Annotated in this window: 17 protein-coding genes; 6 read left to right on the top strand and 11 right to left on the bottom strand. The window is 70.6% G+C overall.

What is annotated here, in order from left to right:
- Positions 1-61: 61 nt before the first annotated feature.
- Both ADK36_RS31980 and ADK36_RS31985 read right to left on the bottom strand, forming a co-directional pair.
- Positions 62-691 carry a TetR/AcrR family transcriptional regulator gene (locus ADK36_RS31980; protein WP_048584765.1) on the bottom strand — a complete coding sequence of 210 codons (630 nt, stop codon included), beginning with the start codon at positions 689-691 and terminating at the stop codon, positions 62-64.
- Positions 692-790: 99 nt separating this feature from the next.
- Complete coding sequence (locus ADK36_RS31985) at positions 791-2377, bottom strand: MFS transporter (RefSeq protein ID WP_048584766.1); 1587 nt, start codon at positions 2375-2377, stop codon at positions 791-793.
- A 181-nt stretch (positions 2378-2558) separates the two neighbouring features.
- Here ADK36_RS31985 and panB point away from each other — a divergent pair, with 181 nt between their 5' ends.
- Both panB and ADK36_RS31995 read left to right on the top strand, forming a co-directional pair.
- A complete protein-coding gene (gene panB / locus ADK36_RS31990) occupies positions 2559-3434 on the top strand; it encodes a 3-methyl-2-oxobutanoate hydroxymethyltransferase (protein WP_048584767.1) in 876 nt (291 codons plus the stop codon).
- 217 nt (positions 3435-3651) lie between these two features.
- On the top strand, positions 3652-4185 hold the full coding sequence (locus ADK36_RS31995; protein WP_048584768.1) for a GNAT family N-acetyltransferase: 534 nt from the start codon (positions 3652-3654) through the stop codon (positions 4183-4185).
- A gap of 68 nt (positions 4186-4253) precedes the next feature.
- Here the strand turns inward: ADK36_RS31995 and ADK36_RS32000 are convergent, their stop codons facing one another.
- Positions 4254-4676: a MerR family transcriptional regulator gene (locus ADK36_RS32000; protein ID WP_048584769.1), complete on the bottom strand. Its 423-nt coding sequence runs from the start codon at positions 4674-4676 to the stop codon at positions 4254-4256.
- Between the two features lie 116 nt (positions 4677-4792).
- Here ADK36_RS32000 and ADK36_RS32005 point away from each other — a divergent pair, with 116 nt between their 5' ends.
- Entirely contained in the window at positions 4793-5764 is a 972-nt protein-coding gene (locus ADK36_RS32005; RefSeq protein WP_048584823.1) for an SDR family NAD(P)-dependent oxidoreductase, read from the top strand.
- Between the two features lie 57 nt (positions 5765-5821).
- Here ADK36_RS32005 and ADK36_RS32010 read toward each other — a convergent pair whose 3' ends face one another.
- From ADK36_RS32010 to ADK36_RS32020, 3 genes are all read right to left on the bottom strand, one after another.
- Positions 5822-7765 (bottom strand): S53 family peptidase, encoded by a 1944-nt coding sequence (locus ADK36_RS32010; RefSeq protein WP_048584770.1) that lies wholly within the window; start codon positions 7763-7765, stop codon positions 5822-5824.
- 162 nt (positions 7766-7927) lie between these two features.
- Positions 7928-8551, bottom strand: coding sequence for a DUF305 domain-containing protein (locus tag ADK36_RS32015; protein ID WP_048584771.1), 624 nt, complete (start codon positions 8549-8551; stop codon positions 7928-7930).
- The gene (locus ADK36_RS32020) at positions 8548-9228 is read right to left on the bottom strand and encodes a DUF3105 domain-containing protein (RefSeq protein WP_048584772.1); all 681 of its coding nucleotides are present in this window, start codon (positions 9226-9228) and stop codon (positions 8548-8550) included. Before ADK36_RS32020 ends, ADK36_RS32015 begins: the two co-directional genes overlap by 4 nt.
- 130 nt (positions 9229-9358) lie before the next feature.
- Here ADK36_RS32020 and ADK36_RS32025 point away from each other — a divergent pair, with 130 nt between their 5' ends.
- A complete protein-coding gene (locus ADK36_RS32025) occupies positions 9359-9799 on the top strand; it encodes an Rrf2 family transcriptional regulator (protein ID WP_048584824.1) in 441 nt (146 codons plus the stop codon).
- Positions 9800-9813: 14 nt separating this feature from the next.
- Here ADK36_RS32025 and ADK36_RS32030 read toward each other — a convergent pair whose 3' ends face one another.
- Positions 9814-11022 carry a globin domain-containing protein gene (locus tag ADK36_RS32030; RefSeq protein WP_048584773.1) on the bottom strand — a complete coding sequence of 403 codons (1209 nt, stop codon included), beginning with the start codon at positions 11020-11022 and terminating at the stop codon, positions 9814-9816.
- 341 nt (positions 11023-11363) lie between these two features.
- On the opposite strand from ADK36_RS32030, the gene glnA reads away from it, so the two are divergent.
- On the top strand, positions 11364-12725 hold the full coding sequence (glnA, locus tag ADK36_RS32035) for a type I glutamate--ammonia ligase (protein WP_048584774.1): 1362 nt from the start codon (positions 11364-11366) through the stop codon (positions 12723-12725).
- 74 nt (positions 12726-12799) lie between these two features.
- On the opposite strand, the gene ADK36_RS32040 is transcribed toward glnA, so the two are convergent.
- The gene (locus tag ADK36_RS32040; protein WP_048584793.1) at positions 12800-13243 is read right to left on the bottom strand and encodes a VOC family protein; all 444 of its coding nucleotides are present in this window, start codon (positions 13241-13243) and stop codon (positions 12800-12802) included.
- A complete protein-coding gene (locus ADK36_RS32045) occupies positions 13243-13767 on the bottom strand; it encodes a pyridoxamine 5'-phosphate oxidase family protein (protein WP_048584794.1) in 525 nt (174 codons plus the stop codon). The genes ADK36_RS32040 and ADK36_RS32045 overlap by 1 nt, the downstream gene beginning before the upstream one ends.
- 171 nt (positions 13768-13938) lie before the next feature.
- On the opposite strand from ADK36_RS32045, the gene ADK36_RS32050 reads away from it, so the two are divergent.
- Positions 13939-16938, top strand: a complete 3000-nt coding sequence (locus tag ADK36_RS32050; protein ID WP_048584795.1) for a bifunctional [glutamine synthetase] adenylyltransferase/[glutamine synthetase]-adenylyl-L-tyrosine phosphorylase — start codon at positions 13939-13941, stop codon at positions 16936-16938.
- A 72-nt stretch (positions 16939-17010) separates the two neighbouring features.
- Here ADK36_RS32050 and ADK36_RS32055 read toward each other — a convergent pair whose 3' ends face one another.
- Together ADK36_RS32055 and ADK36_RS32060 are read right to left on the bottom strand one after the other, a co-directional pair.
- Positions 17011-17994 carry a phosphatase PAP2 family protein gene (locus ADK36_RS32055; RefSeq protein WP_048584796.1) on the bottom strand — a complete coding sequence of 328 codons (984 nt, stop codon included), beginning with the start codon at positions 17992-17994 and terminating at the stop codon, positions 17011-17013.
- 142 nt (positions 17995-18136) lie between these two features.
- Positions 18137-19171 (bottom strand): LacI family DNA-binding transcriptional regulator, encoded by a 1035-nt coding sequence (locus ADK36_RS32060; protein WP_048584797.1) that lies wholly within the window; start codon positions 19169-19171, stop codon positions 18137-18139.
- Positions 19172-19301: the final 130 nt, after the last annotated feature.

A 19301-nucleotide genomic window follows, 5' to 3' on the forward strand; every position in this document is an offset into this window, starting at 1 on the left:
TTCGGGAGTTCCGGTCACGGCGAGGGAAAGCGCGCTCTGTGACGAAACGCGCACATGCGATCTACGAGGTGCGTGAACTGACGGGCCGTAGACCTTCGAGCACGGCGTCGGCCATCTGCTCCGCCAGCCCCTCGGGGAGGTCGGTGTCCGGGCGCATGACCGCGCGCACCAGCATCGGACCGAAGATGATGTCGTTCATCACGTCGACCTCGATGTCCGTGCGCAGTTCGCCGTTCTCCTGCCCGCGGCGCAGGATCGCGTGCTGTTTCCTGCGCCGCGGCTCGACGACGATCGCGTGGTAGGCGTCCCAGATCTTCGGTGTGCTCTTCATCTGGGCGATGACGTTGTGCAGGAGCACCGACGAACGGGTCATCAGACCGCGCTGGCGCAACTGCTCCAGCAGCGCCACGAGATCGTCGCGCACCGAGGTCCCGGGCAGTTCGGGGTCCGGGGGTTCGGCGGCCCGCACGACGTCGACGAAGAGTTCCTCCTTGCCGCTCCAGCGGCGGTAGATGGTGGCCTTGCCGACGCCCGCGGTACGGGCGATGCGCTCGATGGAGAGTTCCGCGAGCGGCACGCCGTCCTCCAGCAGCTTCAGGATGCCCTCCATGATGGCCCGTTCCACGGCCTCGCTGCGGGGGCGGCCCCTGACCGGGCCGTCCGGCCGGGGCTGGCTGTCGGCGAGGCTCACTTGGTTCGGTCCTTTCCGTGGGCTGTGCTGATTCTCCCCCCGGATACGACGACGTCGCGCACGCGTCGGCGCCCGTCGGCGTGTGTCGCCGCCCTGTTCCTACTCGGTGGCGACCAACTCCCGCTTCTCCTCGCCCTCCTGGGGTGCCGTCGGCCGCCCCGGCAGGAAGAGCGCCACGACCACCGCGCCGAGCACCGCGATGCCCGCGCCCCACAACGCCGTGACGTGCATGGAGTGCAGGAAGGCGGTGTGGGCCGCGCCGACGAGGGACTCGCCCTGCGGGCCGAGCCGGCCCGCGAAACCGAGTGTGGCCTCGATGGACTCGCCCGCTGAGTGCCGTACGCCCTCCGGGAGCACCGTGAGCCGGTCCTCGATGCCGTTGCGGTACGCGGTCGACATGACGGAGCCGAGCACGGCGATGCCCAGGGCGCCGCCGACCTGGCGGAAGGTGTTGCTGAGGGCGGAGGCGGAGCCGGCCTTCTCGCGGGGCAGGGCCTGCATGATGACGACGCTGACCGGGGTCATGATGTGTGCCATCGCGGCGCCCATGAGGAAGAAGACGACCTCGAGGATCCAGATCGGCGTGTCCGCCTCGAACGTGGCGAACGCGGCCAGCGTGAGCGCGATGAGCAGCATGGCGCCGGTGGTCGTGGCCCGGTTGCCGAACCGGTCGACGACGAGCCGGGCACGCGGCGCGAAGATCATCTGGGCGGCGGCCAGCGGCAGCATCAGCAGGCCGGTCTCCAGCGGCGAGTAGCCGCGCACGCTCTGGGTGTAGAAGACCGAGAAGAAGGTCACGCCCATCAGCGCGAAGAAGACCAGCGCGATGACGCCGATCGCGGCCGAGAAGACCTTGTTCTTGAAGTACGTGACGTCGATGGACGGATGGTCGCTGCGCTTCTCGAACACCACGAAGGCGGCGAGGACGGCGAGCCCGGCGGCGATGGTCGCCAGCACCGTCACGTCCGTGAAGTCGGCGAGCTGGCCGCCCTTGATGATGCCGTAGACGAGCAGGACGAGCCCGACGACGGAGAGCACGACGCCGATCGGGTCGATCCGTCCCGGGTCCGGGTCACGCGAGTCCGGCACCAGCCACAGCATCAGCGCGAGCGCCAGCAGCACGATCGGTACGTTGATGAGGAAGACGGACCCCCACCAGAAGTGGTCGAGCAGCACGCCACCCGTGATGGGCCCGATGGCGATGGCGAGCCCGACGCCGCCGGCCCAGATGCCGATGGCCTTGGGCTGCTCGTCGCGCTCGAAGACGTTCATCAGGACGGCGAGGGTGGCCGGCATGACGAAGGCGGCGCCCAGGCCCATCACCGCGCGGAAGGCGATGAGCTCGCCGGGCGAGCCGGAGAACGCGGCGAGGGCGGAGCCGATGCCGAAGGCCGCGAGCCCGCCGAGCAGGACCTTCTTGCGGCCGAGCCGGTCACCGAGGATGCCCGCGCTGAACAGCAGCCCGGCGAAGACGAGCGTATAGGCGTTGATCGCCCACTCCAGCTCGCTCTGGGTGGCGCCCAGCCCGGTCGGGGCCGGGGTCGAGATGGTCTTGATGGCGACGTTCAGGATCGAGTTGTCAAGGACGACGATCAGCAGGCTCAGCATCAGCACGCCGAGAATCGCCCAGCGACGCCGGTGCACGGCTTCCGGTATGCGGGGGGCTGTGGCGGCGGGAGAAGTCATGCTGTCGAAGGTACCGGATTTACGATACGGGACCGTCTCGTATCTTAATTTCTTACCGAGAACTTACGCGCGGCGGAAGTCACGCGGCGTGGCCTAGCCCTCCCTGGCACGAAGTGCCACCATGGGAGGGATCCGGGGACGCCGTCAGGGCGCCTCGAGATGACGTGAAGGAGCCGTTGCAATGACGCAGCTTTCGGCTGCCCAGACGCCTCAGGCGAAGCCCTCCGACGGCAGCAAGGCGCTGTACGGGGGGAAGGGCACACGCCGCATCACTGTCCGGGACATCGCCCTCGCCAAGGAGCGGGGCGAGAAGTGGCCCATGCTCACCGCCTACGACGCGATGACCGCGTCCGTCTTCGACGAGGCCGGGATCCCGGTCATGCTCGTCGGTGACTCGGCGGGCAACTGTCACCTCGGGTACGAGACCACCGTGCCCGTCACGCTCGACGAGATGACCATGCTGTCGGCCGCCGTCGTACGGGGCACCTCACGCGCCCTGATCGTCGGCGACCTGCCCTTCGGGTCGTACCAGGAGGGTCCGGTCCAGGCGCTGCGCTCGGCGACCCGGCTGGTCAAGGAGGCCGGCGTCGGCGCCGTGAAGCTGGAGGGCGGCGAGCGCTCGCACGACCAGATCCGGCTCCTTGTCGAGTCCGGCATCCCGGTGATGGCCCACATCGGCCTCACCCCGCAGTCCGTCAACTCCATGGGCTACCGCGTCCAGGGCCGCGGCGAGGAGGCGGCCCAGCAGCTGCTGCGCGACGCCAAGGCGGTCCAGGACGCGGGCGCCTTCGCGGTCGTCCTGGAGCTGGTGCCGGCGGAGCTGGCGGCCGAGGTGACGCGCGTTCTGCACATCCCGACGGTCGGCATCGGCGCCGGACCGGAGACCGACGCGCAGGTCCTGGTCTGGACGGACATGCTGGGCCTGACCGGCGGCCGCGTGCCCAAGTTCGTCAAGCAGTACGCCAACCTCCGCGAGGTCATGGGCAACGCGGCGAAGGCGTTCGCGGACGATGTGGTCGGCGGAACGTTCCCGCTGGAGGAGCACTCCGTCCACTGAGTCCTACCGGGACCCACCGGGCTCACTGAGCCACTGCGGTACCACGGCAGCCCGCCGATCTTCCCCCGTCGGCGGGCTGTCGCCCCCCTTTGCGTCTGAACCGGCGCCGCTCTCGCGGACGTGGTTGCTCGTCGTCGTGGTTCCTCAATCGATGGTTGCTCTCGGGGGTCGCGGAAATGAACTTGGCCCGGATCTGCGGGACTTGAAGAATGGCGGCATGCGGATTCGGACGGCACGGCCTGAGGACGCGTCAGCGGTCGCCGATGTGTATGTGCGGTCCTGGCGGGCGGCCTTCGTCGGCCTCCTTCCGCAGTCCTACCTCGACGCCATGGATCCAGGCCGCGAGGAGCCCGGCTGGAAGGCGCTCATCGCCGAGGCGCGGTGGCCGTCGTCGGGCGTGCTGGTGGCCGAGTCCGACGCAGGGACCGCCGGGATCGCCGGCATTGTCGGATTCACCGGCTTCGGCCCGTCCCGGGAGGCCCCGGCCGTCGCGGAGATCGGCACGCTCTACACCCTGCCCGAGGTCTGGAGCACCGGCACCGGAAGGCAGCTGATGCGCGGTGCGCTGACGACCCTCGACCGGGCCGCCCACTACACGCACGCCACCCTGTGGGTCCTGGAGGCCAACGCACGCGCCCGGCGCTTCTACGAGACCACCGGCTGGAGCCCGGACGGCGCGTCCGTGACGGACACCACCGGCGGCGCATCACTGGGCAAGCTGCGCTACCGGCGCGCCGTCGGCGAGGCGTAGCTCGGGCCCGCACCGCCTTCGGAGCCCGCCTTCAGTGCCCGCTTCGGAGCCCGCTCCAGAGCCCGCCTTCAGACCGTCGGGTCCCAGAGCCCGTCGGCCTGTCCGCGGGCGAGGTGCTCGGCGTAGACGCCGACCTTCCAGGCGATGACCGACCGGCACTCCTCCAGCGCCCGGATCTGCGCCTCGACGCGCTGTTGATGGCTGTCGAGGAGCCGGAGACGCTCGGCCTCGTTGCCCGGACCCTGCCGGACCAGCTCGGCGAACCGCTTGAGGTCGGCGAGCGGCATGCCGGATTCGCGCAGCTTGACGCAGATCAGCAACCAGTCGACATCCACGCGCGTGTACCGGCGCCGGCCGCCCGAGGTGCGCCGCACCGGTCCGACCAGCAGGCCCTCGCGCTCGTAGAAGCGCAGGGCGTGCACGCTGAGTCCGGTTCGCTCGGCGACCTCGCCGATGCTCAGTGACTCCCCGCGAGTCTCGGCAGTCGTCATGCGGCCCAGCCTAGGAGTTGAGCCACGACCCGAGTCCAGGACTTGATCTAGACCTCGCTCTAGATCCTAGCGTCGTCGGCATGACCACCACGACGACCTTGACCACCTTGGCCACCATGACGACCACTGCGCAGCAGCCGCTCGGCTCGCCCTTCTCCGCCGCCGGCACCGCCGACGACGTCCTGGCGGGCCTCGACCTCTCCGGCGCGACCGCCGTCGTCACCGGGGGCTCTTCGGGGCTCGGCCTGGTGACCGCCCGGGGCCTTGCGGCGGCCGGAGCCCGGGTCGTCGTCCCGGCCCGCCGGCCCGGAACCGCCCGCGCCGCTCTCGCCGAGGCGGACGGGTGCGAAGTCATCCCCATGGACCTGACGGACCTCGAAAGTGTGCGCACCGCCGCCGCGCGGATCGCCGACTCCGTCGACCGGATCGACCTCCTCATGGCCGTCGCCGGCGTCATGGCCACCCCCGAACGCCGCGTCGGGCCCGGCTGGGAAGCCCAGTTCACCGCCAACCACCTGGGACACTTCGCCCTCACCTGCTCGCTCTACCCGCTTCTCGCCGCCGCCGACGGGGCACGCGTCGTCGTCAACAGCTCAGCCGGACACACCCTCACCGACATCCGCTGGCACGACCCGCACTTCCGCACCGGCTACGACAAGTGGCTCGCCTACGGCCAGTCCAAGACGGCCAACTCCCTGTTCGCCGTACGGCTCGACGCCCTCGGGAGGGAGGACGGCGTCCGGGCGTTCGCGCTCCATCCGGGCCGGATCATCACCGGCCTCCAGCGGGAGATGACTCTTGAGGAGCAGGTCGAACGCGGCTGGATCGACGAGGACGGCAATGTGATCGGCGCCGGCTTCAAGACGCCCTCGCAAGGCGCCGCCACCGGCCTCTGGGCAGCCACCTCGCCCCTCCTCGACGGCCGCGGCGGGCTCTACCTCGAAGACTGCGACGTCGCGCGTATCTCCGCTCCCGACGAGCCCATGGACGACGGCGGCGTCCGCGCCTACGCCGTCGACCCGGACGCCGCCGCACGGCTGTGGGAACTGTCCGCCGCGGCGACCGGGGCCACCCCGATCACCCGCTGAACGACCGGGTGGCGCGGCCCGCGTCCGCGCGCCGCGCCACCCTGCCGAAAACGCCGGTCAGCGCCGCCGGTACGACTCCACATAACCGGCCGCGGGCGTACCCACCCCGGTCACGTCGTCGTAGCCCTTCACGGCGCTCAGCGAGCTGTCCTTGCCGAGGGAGCGTACGGACGTGGTGAGGCCGTCCGTCGCGTCGTAGCCGTTGACGTAGTCGACGCGCGCGACCGCGAGGCCGGAGCCCGTCGGGTTGTCCGTGACGTCGTGGTACGCCTGCGACCCGTACCGCGCGTAGATCGACGGGTTGGCGAACCCGATCGGCTTCCCGCCGCGGGCCTCCTGGGCCAGGGCCTGGACGGCCGCGATGACCGGCGCGGCGAGCGAGGTGCCGCCGATGCGGTACTCGTCGTACGCCTGCGTCTTCCCGTCCGGCAGGGTCTGCGTCTGGCCCACCAGGAACCCGGTGTTCGGGTCGGCGATCGCCGCGATGTCCGGGACGACGCGGTTGCCGTCGGCGCTGTTGGCCTTGGCGAGCGCTTCCGGCACGACGCCCTGCTGCCAGTACGGCTCGGCGACGGTCTTGCTGGTGCCGCCGCCCGCGCCCGAGTTGAAGGCGCCGGGGAAGTCGGTCCAGCTCTTGCCGTCGGCCGACAGGACCGCCTTCTCGGTGCCCCAGCCGGTCTCCCACAGGTACTTGTCGCCCTTGCCGACCGCCAGCGAGGTGCCGCCGACCGCCGTCACCCACGCCGAACTCACCGGGATGTCGACCTGCTTGGTGCCGCTGCTCGCGACCTCGTCGCCGTCGTCGCCGGAGGAGTAGTAGAAGCCGATGCCCTCGACCGCGCCGAACTGGAAGACCTGGTCGTAGGCGGCCGCGAGGTCGGGCGTCTGGGCGGACTCCACCTCGCCCCAGGAGTTGGAGACGATGTCGGCCAGGTGGTTGTCGACGATCTTGCCGAGCGAGTCGAGCAGATCCTCGTCGTAGCAGGAGGCGGCGCCCACGTACGTGACCTGCGCGCCGGGCGCGACCGCGTGCACGGCCTCGACGTCGAGGGTCTCCTCGCCGTACCAGCCGGCCGCACCGCACTCCTCGGTCCGGGTGTACTTCGCCGGCAGGACCTGACGCAACTGACCGCGGGTGTAGGCCGCGTCGCCGTGCCTCTTCGCGTAGGTGGCCGCGTCGTAGGCGATGGTCGGGGAGGCGTACGCGTCGGTGATGGCGATGCGCACACCCTTGCCGGTGTGCTTGCCCGCGCCGTACGCGGCGCGCAGCTGCCTGCCGGTGTAGCCCTTGACGGCGTACGGGATCTTCGTGCCGTACGCGTCCGGCAGCGTGCTCGCGACGTTCGAGCCGTGGTACGTCGAGAAGGGCCCCGCGTTGCGGAACACGGTCTCCGGCTGTGGGAGTCGGTCCTTGTGGCTCGCCAGGTGCGGTGCGTTGTCCAGGCCGGTGACGGTGAGGACGGCGTCCTTCAGGCTGTCCGGCACGGACGCGGTCGCCGCCGGTGCGCGGTAGGTCCTGGCGCCCTTGGTGTAGTCGTGCAGCTGGGTGCCGAACGCCTTCTCCGCGGCGGCCACGTCACCGGAGACGGCGACGTAGTGCTGCGTGACGCCCGTGACCTTCAGCCCGGCGGAGGTCAACCACGCCTTCACTGCCGCGACTTGGGCCTCGGTGGCGCCGAATCGACCCCGGGCCTGGTCGGCCGTCAGGTACTTGCCGTACGACGCCGAGTCCGGGTCCGACACGGCCTTCGCGTAGGCGGCGAGGCCGGTCGCGTCCCGGCCCCGGAGGTACACGCGTGCGGAGACCCGGGCGCTGTCCGAGGTCGCCCCCCGGTCCGCCCGGGCCGTGGCCCAGGCGGGCTTGGTGCCGGTGAGCGTGTCCCGGCCCTGCTGGTCCGCGGCCTGCGCCGCGGGTATGCCGAGCGTCAGCGCTCCGGCGAGCAGAGGCAGTGTCGCCGCCAAGCTCACCGAGGCGCGCAGCGCGGCGCGTCGATATCTCATGGAATCCCCTGTGCGGTTCGTGTGCGCGAGTGGATCACCCGACGGTGGCCACTTAAGCGACGAACCGTTCACGCCAGGGGAATGCCCGGCCCAAGAAGGTTCCAACTAACCTAATGACAAAGCCATTTCGCGAAGCCGGCCGGCGGGCACGGCGCCGGGGACCTACGACCGCGGCTTCGCGCCCCGCTCCGCCAGCATCTCCTTCATCAGGTCGATCTCCGACTGCTGCGCGTCCACCATGCCCTGCGCGAGCCGCTTCTCCACACCGACCGTGCACTTGTCGACGCAGCCCTGGGCCATGTGGACGCCGCCCTTGTGATGGTCCGTCATCAGCTGGAGATAGAGAACCTCGGCCTGCCTGCCGTCGAGGCTCTCCAGCTTCTTCAGCTCCGTCCTGGTCGCCATGCCCGGCATCAGCGAGCCGTCCCCGGCCGAAGGCATGTCGCCCATGCCCATCCAGGTCATCGGCGGGTCCGACGACACCTTCGGCAGCCCCCACAGGTCCAGCCAGCCCAGCAGCATGCCGCGCTGGTTGGCCTGCGTCTGCGCGATGTCGTACGCCAGGAGCCGTACGTCCTTGTCGTCGGTGCGGTCCCGCACGATGAACGACATCTCGACCGCCTGCTGATGGTGCACCGCCATGTCGCGCGCGAACCCGGCGTCCGCCGAGTCCGCACTCGGCGTCGCGCTGGAACCGCCGTCCTCGGCGACCGCGTAGGTGAGCGCGCCGACCGCGACGAGCACGGCCGCGGCGGCCCCCGTGATCCAGCCGACGTGCCGCTTCACTCCGACAGACCGCCCGTGCAGGTCGCGCCCTTCTCGGGCGTCTGCTCGCCCTGGACGTACTTCTCGAAGAACCGGTCGACGTTCGGATCGTCCGCACCGGTCACCGTGCGCTGCACGCCCCACGCGGTGAGCATGATCGGATCCTTCTGCTTCTCGTCCGGGCTCATCAGCGTGTACGGCGTCTGCCCGACCTTCGCCGCCAGCGCCTCGACGTCGGCCTTGGCCGCCTTGGAGGTGTACGTCACCCACACCGCGCCGTGCTCCAGCGAGTGCACGGCGTTCATGTTGTCGACCGCCTTGGTGTAGACGTCGCCGTTGCAGTTCATCCAGGCCCGGAGGTGGTCACCGCCGACCGGGGGCTCCGTCGGGTACTTCACGGTCGTCGTGACGTGGGTGCGCCCGAGCGTCCCCTTCCAGACCTTCTCACCGTCCTCGCCCGCGACGAGCCGACCCGTGGTCTTCACCTTGTCGTCCTGCTTGTCGGCCTTGTTCGAGTCGGCCTTGCTGGACTGCGCCCTCAGGAGGAAGACACCTCCGACGACCAGCCCCGAGACGACCACCACACTGGCCGCGATCGTGAAGATCCGGTTGCGCCGCTCGCGGGCACGTTCGGCGCGCCGCATCTCCTCTATACGCGCCTTGCGCGACGCGTCGCTCTTGTTCTTGGCGGAACCCATGAGGTGTTGTCCTTCTGGGGGAAAGGGACGGGCGGGTCCGCTGATCGTAGTGGGGAAGACGGGATCTCTCGTAGAGCGGTTACGGGACAGATATTTTGAACGGTGGATGCGCATTATCTACGCTGCCCCCATGCGGCTGTTGCGCTCCACCGACCTGGCACTGCGGCTCCTCATGCGGCTCGCCGTCCTGGGGGACGCCATGCCGACGACCCGCGAGGTCGCGGCGGACATGGGGGTGCCGTACACCCACGCCGCCAAAGTGGTCGCCGAGTTGCAGCACATGGGCCTGGTGGACGCCCGTCGGGGCCGCGGCGGCGGGCTCTCGCTCAGCGACAGGGGCCGTACCGCGTCGGTAGGGGCGGTCGTACGCGCCTTCGAGGGGGACGGCGACGTCGTCGAGTGCGAGGGCGACAGCCCCTGCCCGCTCCACTCCGGGTGCCGTCTGCGCGGCGCGCTGCGGCGGGCCCAGGAGGCGTTCTTCGCCTCGCTGGACCCGCTGACGGTGACTGACGTGACCGCGGACCCGACCGGCCCGCTGCTCCTGCGGATCGGCCGGACGCCGGCGCCCTGAGGCCGGGCTCGGCCTCAGCCCTCGTGCGCCAGCCAGAGGTCCGGCCCGAACACCTCGTAGTGGATGTCGGCCGGTGCCACGCCCTTCTCGATCAGCTGCGCCCGCACCGCCCGCATGAAAGGCAGCGGACCGCACAGGTACGCGCGCGTGCCCTTCGGTACGGCGACAGGGGTGAGGTCGACCAGGCCGAGGCGGTGGCGGACGTCGGCATCCCCGGCATCCTCGGCGTCAGTCTCGTACCAGAAGTGGACCGACGCGTCCGGCAGCTTCCCGGCGTATGTCTCGTGGTCCGCGCGCAGGGCGTGCTCGGCGGGGGAGCGGTCGCCGTGCACGACGACCACCGGCCCCGAGTGCCCGGTGTCCACGAGCTGCCCCAGCATGGCGACCATCGGCGTCACACCGATGCCGGCGGAGGCGAGGAGCAGTGGTGCGGCCGTGTCGTTGCCGGCCAGGACGAGATCGCCGTACGGCGCCGACAGGCGCAGCCGGTCGCCGACGTGCACGCGCGCGTGGAGGTGGTTCGAGACCTCGCCGTCGGGAGTGGTGCCGCCGAGCACGCGCTTCACGCTGATCTGGCGTACCGGTGAGCCGGGTGCGGCGGAGAGGCTGTACTGGCGTATCTGCCGGGCCCCGTCCGCCAGCTCGACCTGGACGGAGACGTACTGCCCGGCCCGGAAGTCCGCCGCCGGGCCGCCGTCGGCGGGCCGCAGCCGGAAGGTGGCCACATCGGCGGTCTCCTCGACGCGCCCGACGACCTCCCACTCCCGCCATCCGCCCCCACCGCGCTCCTCGTACAGCCGCTTCTCGATCGCGACCAGCGCGTTCGCCATCAGCCAGTAGACCTCGTCCCAGGCGGCCGCGACCTCGGGCGTGACGGCCTCGCCGAGCACCTCCGCGATGGCGGCGAAGAGGTGCTCGTGGACGAGGGCGTACTGCTCCGCCGTGACGCCCAGCGAGGCGTGCTTGTGGGCGATGCGGCCCAGCATCGCGTCGGGCCGCTCGTCGGGACGCTCCACGAGGTGCGTCGCGAAGGCGGCGATCGAGCCCGCCAGGGCCTGGCGCTGGGTGCCGGCCGCCTGGTTGCCGCGGTTGAAGAGGTCGCGCAGCAGCTCGGGGCGGGCGGCGAACAACCCGGCGTAGAAACGCTCGGTGATCTCACCGATGGCCCCGCCGACGACGGGAAGGGTGGCACGCACGGTGGCGGCGGACTGCTCGGACAGCATCAGGGCTCCTCGGGGCACAGCGGGGCTCGACCGGGGCGATACGGAGGCGATCGCCCGCCATCATTAAAACTTGCATCCAAGATGCAAATTAAAGTGGGGTGGGTCCTGTGGGGCCGGGCATTACGGATGTCGGTGCGAGCAGGCAAGATGGGCGGCAGAGCAGTTCACCGGGCACCACGGAGGGACACCTGCCGTAGGCCGGGAGTTCAGCCCGGGGTCGCTCCGGCGATCAAGGTGCGCAACGCGCCTGAAATGGTGTTGTGGTGTGATGCTCAGGTGCCCGACCGCCTCCCGCTGTACCGGAGACAGGCGGCCTGACCAGCAAGGATGGGAAGCGGAAGATGGACAAGCAGCAGGAGTTCGTGCTCCGGACGTTGGAGGAGCGCGACATCCGGTTCGTACGCCTGTGGTTCACGGACGTGCTGGGCTTCCTCAAGTCCGTGGCCGTGGCCCCCGCCGAGCTGGAGCAGGCCTTCGACGAAGGCATCGGCTTCGACGGCTCGGCGATCGAGGGCTTCGCCCGCGTATACGAGTCCGACATGATCGCCAAGCCGGACCCGTCGACCTTCCAGATCCTGCCCTGGCGCGCGGAGGCCCCCGGCACGGCCCGCATGTTCTGCGACATCCTCATGCCGGACGGCTCCCCGTCCTTCGCGGACCCGCGCTACGTCCTCAAGCGCGCCCTGGCCCGCACCTCCGACCTGGGCTTCACCTTCTACACCCACCCGGAGATCGAGTTCTTCCTCCTGAAGGACCGCCCGCTGGACGGCTCGCGCCCGACCCCGGCCGACAACTCCGGCTACTTCGACCACACCCCGCAGAACATCGGCATGGACTTCCGCCGCCAGGCGATCACCATGCTGGAGTCGATGGGCATCTCGGTCGAGTTCTCCCACCACGAGGGCGCCCCGGGCCAGCAGGAGATCGACCTCCGCTACGCCGACGCCCTCTCGACGGCGGACAACATCATGACGTTCCGCCTGGTCATGAAGCAGGTGGCGCTGGAGCAGGGAGTCCAGGCCACCTTCATGCCCAAGCCCTTCTCCGAGCACCCCGGCTCCGGCATGCACACGCACCTCTCCCTCTTCGAGGGCGACCGCAACGCGTTCTACGAGTCCGGCTCGGAGTACCAGCTCTCCAAGGTCGGCCGCTCCTTCATCGCCGGCCTCCTCCGCCACGCGGCGGAGATCTCCGCGGTCACCAACCAGTGGGTGAACTCCTACAAGCGCATCTGGGGCGGCTCCGAGCGCACCGCGGGCGCCGGCGGCGAGGCCCCCTCCTACATCTGCTGGGGCCACAACAACCGCAGCGCCCTCGTCCGCGTCCCGATGTACAAGCCCGGCAAGACGGGCTCGGCCCGGGTCGAGGTCCGCTCCCTGGACTCCGGCGCCAACCCGTACCTGGCATACGCCGTCCTGCTGGCCGCCGGCCTCAAGGGCATCGAGGAGGGCTACGAGCTCCCGCCGGGCGCCGAGGACGACGTCTGGGCCCTCTCCAACGCCGAGCGCCGCGCGATGGGCATCGAGCCCCTCCCGCAGAACCTCGGCGAGGCCCTCACCCTCATGGAGAACAGCGACCTGCTCGCCGAGACGCTCGGCGAGCACGTGTTCGACTTCTTCCTGCGCAACAAGCGGCAGGAGTGGGAGGAGTACCGCTCCGAGGTCACCGCGTTCGAGCTGCGCAAGAACCTGCCGGTGCTGTAGCGCCCGGTCGATGTGAGGCGCCTTGGGGCGCGGGGACGTAGCGACGGCCCCGCGCCCCTGTCGGCTCCTGCTAGCTACTGCTCGGCCAGCTTCGACAGGACCTCGTGCAGCGGCTCGGTAGCCCTCCGGCGGTACTCCTGGACCGACCAGCCGTTGCCGTCCGGGTCCTTGAAGTACATGAACGTGGCGCCGTCGTCGGGGGAGTACTGCACGGGCTCCGAGACCTCCAGGCCGCGCTCCACCAGTTCCGCGTGGGCCGCCTTGATGTCGGCCACGCAGAGCTGGAGTCCCTGATAGGAGCCGGGCTGGGGAACGGTCTCGCCCTTGGTCAGGTCCCAGATGCTGTCGCCGAGGGCGATCGAACAGCCGGAGCCCGGCGGCGTCAGCTGGACGATGCGCATACCCGGCATGACCTCCTGGTCGATGTCGACGTGGAAGCCGACCTTGTCCCGGTAGAAGTCGCGGGCCCTGTCGATGTCACTCACGGGCAGCGGGATCACTTCGAGAGTGAAGTCCATTACTGGTCCTCCAAGGAGAATCGCCAGCGGGTCTGGCTGAACGGCTCACCCTTACCGAAGCCGAAAACCGTGCGCGGCGCCACCGAGTAGACGTAGGCGTGTCCCGCACCGTGCTGGAAACAGCCGTCCGCCACGTCGAAGTGCCAGAAGCTGCCGTACTTGGTCTCCCACCCGGCGGCCAGTTCGCGTAGACGGGCGTCGTCGGTGATCCGTACCGCCTCGCCCTCCATCACCAGGTCGTAGCCCTTGTCCCAGGTGTTCGTGCCGGTCGTCAGGACGAGGTTCGGGTTCGCGGCGAGGTTCCTCGCCTTGCGCTCCTCCGGGCCCGTGCAGAAGTGCAGCGCGCCGTCCGACCAGACCGCCGGCAGCGGAGTCACATGCGGCCGTCCGTCCGGCCGTACCGTGGAGATCCAGAACAGCTCGGCCTCGGCCAGCAGCTTCTCGGCCTCGGCCCACGGGATCGCCGTGGCCGTCTCGTCGCTGTAGCGCGCGTCCAGCCGGGTCTGTGGTTGGTTGTCGGTCATCGGACGCCCTCCAGATGTGTCGCCGGACGTGTCGCCGGACGTATACCTCGACAAGGCAGACCTCGCGCGGCGCCGGAACTCATCGGCGTCACTCCCCGGTACTCCGGCTAGGCTCGACCGCGTACGACCTTGATCGGGCGCGTACGGCCCCGATCGGACGGGAGGGCGAGCATGACGGCGCCGGGGCGCAGGAGCAGTACCTTCACACGGCTGCTGCGGCACGGATTCACCGACCCGTCGGCCGCCGACCGGCTGCTGGAGAGCCCCGAACTCGCGCCGATCAAGAACGACCCGGTGCTGCTGGAGGCCCTCGGCGCCACCGCCGACCCCGACCTCGCCCTCCACGGCCTCGTCCGGCTGCTCGAAGCACAGCCCGGCCCCGCCGCCCAGCGGGAACTCCTCGACACGGTGATAGCGGCCAAGCCCCTGCGCGACCGGCTGCTCGGCGTGCTCGGCGCCTCCGCCGCCCTCGCCGACCACCTCGCCAAGCACTCCGGCGACTGGCAGGCGCTGGTCATGTACGAGCCGCGGGACCTGCACCCCGAGGTGGAGGAGTTCGAGCAGGGTCTCGCCGAGGCCACCGACCCCGTCTCCCTGCGCGTCGCCTACCGGCGCTGCCTGCTGTCCATCGCCGCGCGCGACGTCTGCGGCACCACCGACGTGGCCCAGACCGCCGCCGAGCTCGCCGACCTCGCCACCGCGACCCTGCGCGCCGCCCTCGCCATCGCCCGAGCCGCCGCGCCGGAGGACGCCGCACAGTGCCGCCTCTCGGTGATCGCGATGGGCAAGTGCGGAGGCCATGAGCTCAACTACGTCTCCGACGTCGACGTCATCTTCGTCGGGGAGACCGCCGACGGCGCCGACGAGGCCAAGGCCCTGCGGTCGGCCACCAAGCTCGCCTCGCACATGATGCGGATCTGCTCCGAGACGACCGTCGAGGGATCCATCTGGCCCGTGGACGCCAATCTGCGGCCCGAGGGCAGGAACGGCCCCCTGGTCCGCACCCTCAGCAGCCACCTCGCCTACTACCAGCGCTGGGCCAAGACCTGGGAGTTCCAGGCGCTGCTCAAGGCCCGCCCGGTGGCGGGCGACATCGAGCTGGGCGAGGAGTACGTCGCCGCGCTGGAACCCCTGGTGTGGAAGGCCGCCGAGCGGGAGAACTTCGTCGCCGACGTGCAGAAGATGCGGCGAAGGGTCGTGGAGAACATCCCCGTCGCCGAGCTGGACCGCCAGCTCAAGCTCGGCCCCGGCGGCCTCCGGGACGTCGAGTTCGCCGTACAGCTGCTGCAGTTGGTACACGGCCGGGACGACGCCTCCCTGCGCAGCGGCACCACCCTGGACGCCCTCCAGGCGCTCGCCGCCGGTGGTTACGTCGGCCGTGCCGACGCGGCACAGCTCGACGACGCGTACCGCTACCTGCGTTCCATGGAGCACCGCATCCAGCTGTACCGGCTGCGGCGGACACACCTGGTGCCCGAGGACGAGGCCGACCTGCGGCGCATCGGCCGCTCCCTCGGCCTGCGCGTCGATCCGGTCGCCGAGCTGAACCGCGAGTGGAAACGGCACGCGAGCGTCGTACGGCGGCTGCACGAGAAGTTGTTCTACCGGCCACTGCTCGATGCCGTCGCCCAACTCGCCCCGGGCGAGGCCCGGTTGAGCGCCGGGGCGGCACGGGAGCGGCTGGTCGCGCTCGGGTACGCCGATCCGGCCGCCGCGCTGCGGCATCTGGAGGCGCTCGCCTCCGGGGTGACACGGAAGGCGGCCATCCAACGCACGCTGCTGCCCGTGCTGCTGGGCTGGTTCGCGGACTCCGCCAACCCGGACGCGGGCCTGCTGAACTTCCGCAAGGTGTCGGACGCACTCGGTAAGACGCCCTGGTATCTGCGGCTGTTGCGGGACGAGGGGGCCGCCGCCGAGAACCTCGCCCGCGTCCTGTCGGCGGGCCGGCTCGCCCCCGACCTGCTGATGCGGGCGCCGGAGGCCGTGGCGCTGCTCGGCGACGGGGACGGCGGGAGCGGGCTGGAGCCGCGCTCGCGGAGCCATCTGGAGCAGGAGATCCTCGCCGCGGTGCGCCGCGCGGACGGCGCCGCGCAGGCGGTCACCGCGGCCCGTGGGGTGCGCCGGCGGGAGCTGTTCCGTACGGTCGCCGTCGACGTCGTCGACTCCTACGGCACCGAGACGAAACCGGCCGAGGCCGACCGGGGCGCCCTGGTGGACCGGGTCGGCGCGGCGGTGTCGGACCTGACGGCGGCGACGTTGGCGGGCACGCTGCGGGCGGTGGTGCGCGAGGGGTGGGGCGACACCCTGCCGACCCGGTTCGCGATCATCGGCATGGGGCGCTTCGGGGGGCAGGAACTGGGATACGGCAGTGACGCCGATGTTCTGTTCGTGCACGAGCCGCGGGACGGGGTCGACGAACACGAGGCCGCGGTGGCCGCGAACCGGGTCGTCGAGGAGATGCGCCGGCTGCTGCAGATGCCCAGCTCGGATCCGCCGCTGCTGATCGACGCCGATCTGCGGCCGGAGGGCAAGTCGGGTCCGCTGGTGCGCACGCTGAACTCGTACGCGGCGTATTACCGCCGGTGGTCGCTGGTGTGGGAGTCGCAGGCGTTGCTGCGGGCCGTGCCGGTCGCGGGGGACGCTGACCTGGGGCGCCGTTTCATCGAGCTGATCGATCCGCTGCGGTATCCGGCTGACGGGCTCGGCGACGACGCCGTACGGGAGATCCGGCGCCTGAAAGCCCGTATGGAGTCCGAGCGGCTGCCGCGCGGGTCCGATCCCAAGCTGCACACCAAACTCGGTCCCGGCGGGCTGTCCGACGTGGAGTGGACGGTGCAGCTCCTCCAGCTGCAGCACGGGTGGGACGAGCCGGGGCTGCGGACCACCCGGACCCGGGAGGCGCTCGCCGCCGCCTGTGCGGCGGGGCTCATCCCCGAGGAGGAGGCGGCGATCCTTGACGAGGCGTGGGTGCTGGCCACTCGGGTGCGCAATGCCGTGATGCTCGTGCGAGGGCGGGCCGGGGACACGTTTCCCTCGGACAGCCGGGAGCTGGCGGCGGTGGGGCGCTACCTGGGGTACGAGCCCGGTCACGTGGGGGACATGCTCGACGCGTACCGGCGTACCGCGCGGCGGGCTCGTGGCGTGGTGGAGGAGCTGTTCTACGGGGGGTGACGGGTGCCTCCGGCGGTTGGGCCGGGAGTGCCTGCGGCGGCCTGTGCCGGTGAGCGGGGGTCCGCGTGGCGCCTACGGTCTTGTGGTGGGTCGGGGCCGCGCCGGGGTGTGTCCGTCCTCGGTCGGGCGGTTGCCGTTGGGCGGGACGTACTGTCCGTGGACGCCCGCCGTTGCGGGCGGAGACCCCCCGGCACGTCCTCTGCCCGCCATGGGCGGGTGCGGGTGCGTGTGTGGTTGCGCCACTCGCCTCGGGAGGGCGTGCGGGAGTGCTCCGTACCAGAGGCGGGCCACCATGTAGCCGAAGGCCAGGCAGATCAGGCCGCCCACCGCGTCCAGCCAGAAGTGGTTGGCCGTCGCCACGATCACGACGAGGGTGGCCAGCGGGTACAGCAGACCCAGGACCCGGACCCAGGGGATCCTCGCCAGGGCGAAGATCGTCAGGCCCGACCAGACCGACCAGCCGATGTGCATCGACGGCATCGCGGCGTACTGGTTCGACATGTTCTTCAGGTCGCCCGAGGCCATCGAACCCCAGGTGTCGTGGACCAGCACCGTGTCGATGAAGCCGCCGTTGGTCATCAGCCGTGGGGGAGCGAGCGGGTACAGGTAGTAACCGACAAGGGCCACTCCTGTGGTGGCGAACAGGACCAGGCGGGTCGCCGCGTAGCGCCCGGGGTGGCTGCGGTAGAGCCAGACCAGGACGGCCAGGGTGATGATGAAGTGCAGCGTCGCGTAGTAGTAGTTCATACCGACGACGAGCCAAGTCACCGAGTTCACGGTGTGGTTGATCGACTCCTCGGCGGCCATGCCGAGTTGGTGCTCCAGCTTCCAGAGCCAGTCGGCGTTGCGCAGGGCTTCGGCCTTCTGCTCCGGTACCGCGTTGCGGATGAGTGAGTACGTCCAGTAACTCACCGCGATCAGCAGGATCTCGAACCAGAGGCGGGGGCGGCGTGGAGTGCGCAAGCGGCGCAGGGGACCCCGCCCCGTCTCGTCCGCGACGGGGGACGGAACGGCCGCTTCCCGGCCTTCCAGTGTCGTCACGGTCGTGTCACCCATGGGCACAGAGTCTGCCAGAAAAGACTTCCCCGACCGATCATCCTCCGGTCGGGTTCAGGATGCACGTTCTACGGCGGGCGTAGAGCCTCGTTCTCCTGCCGACGGAGGGGTGGACGCGGGGATTCTCCGCCTTGCGGACGATTCAGGGCTGGTTTCTGTTCCCCGGTGCCGAAGCCGTCGAACCGCGCACCACCAGTTCCGGCATGAACACGAACTCGCTGTGGGGCGCCGGGGTCCCGCCGATCTCTTCGAGGAGCGTGCGTACCGCGGCCTGGCCCATCGCCGGGACCGGCTTGCGGACGGTGGTGAGGGGCGGGTCGGTGAAGGCGATCAGGGGGGAGTCGTCGAAGCCCACGACCGAGATGTCCGTCGGGACCTCCAGGCCGCGTTGCCGGGCCGCGCGTATCGCGCCCAGCGCCATCATGTCGCTGGCGCAGACGATCGCGGTGCAGCCGCGGTCGATGAGGGCCGTCGCGGCTGCCTGGCCGCCCTCCAGCGTGTAGAGGGAGTGCTGGATCAGGTCCGTCTCGATGGTGTCCGTGGGCAGGTTCAGCTGGTCCTGCATCGTGCGGACGAAACCCTCGATCTTGCGCTGGACGGGGACGAACCGCTTGGGGCCCAGGGCGAGGCCGATGCGGGTGTGCCCGAGGGAGGCGAGGTGCGTGACCGACAGGGTCATCGCGGCGCGGTCGTCGGGGGAGATGAAGGGCGCCTGGACCTTGGGGGAGAAGCCGTCGACCAGGACGAAGGGGACGCCCTGGGCGCGCAGCCGCTCGTAGCGCTGCATGTCGGCGGTGGTGTCCGCGTGCAGGCCGGAGACGTAGATGATGCCGGCCACCCCGCGGTCCACGAGCATCTCCGTCAGCTCGTCCTCGGTGGAGCCGCCCGGCGTCTGCGTGGCCAGCACGGGGGTGTAGCCCTGCCTGGTCAGCGCCTGGCCGATGACCTGCGCCAGTGCAGGGAATATCGGGTTCTCCAGCTCTGGCGTGATCAGGCCCACCAGGCCCTCGCTGCGTTGCCGCAACCGCACCGGGCGCTCATAGCCGAGCACGTCGAGTGCGGCCAGCACGGACTGGCGAGTGGTGGCGGCGACGCCCGGCTTCCCGTTGAGGACGCGGCTGACGGTCGCTTCGCTCACCCCCGCCTGAGCAGCGATGTCTGCAAGCCGTGTGGTCACGGCACTGGACTGTACCGGCCGTATGTCGCCTTGCACACCAATCGGACGCCGCGGGCGACCTGTTGGGCGGCCCGGTCCGGGTTGCTGCGTCATCGCGCTCCCTCGTGAAAGTGATGGCAAGAGCTTGCAG

This window comes from Streptomyces viridochromogenes (assembly GCF_001270495.1).
Taxonomy (GTDB): domain Bacteria; phylum Actinomycetota; class Actinomycetes; order Streptomycetales; family Streptomycetaceae; genus Streptomyces; species Streptomyces viridochromogenes_A.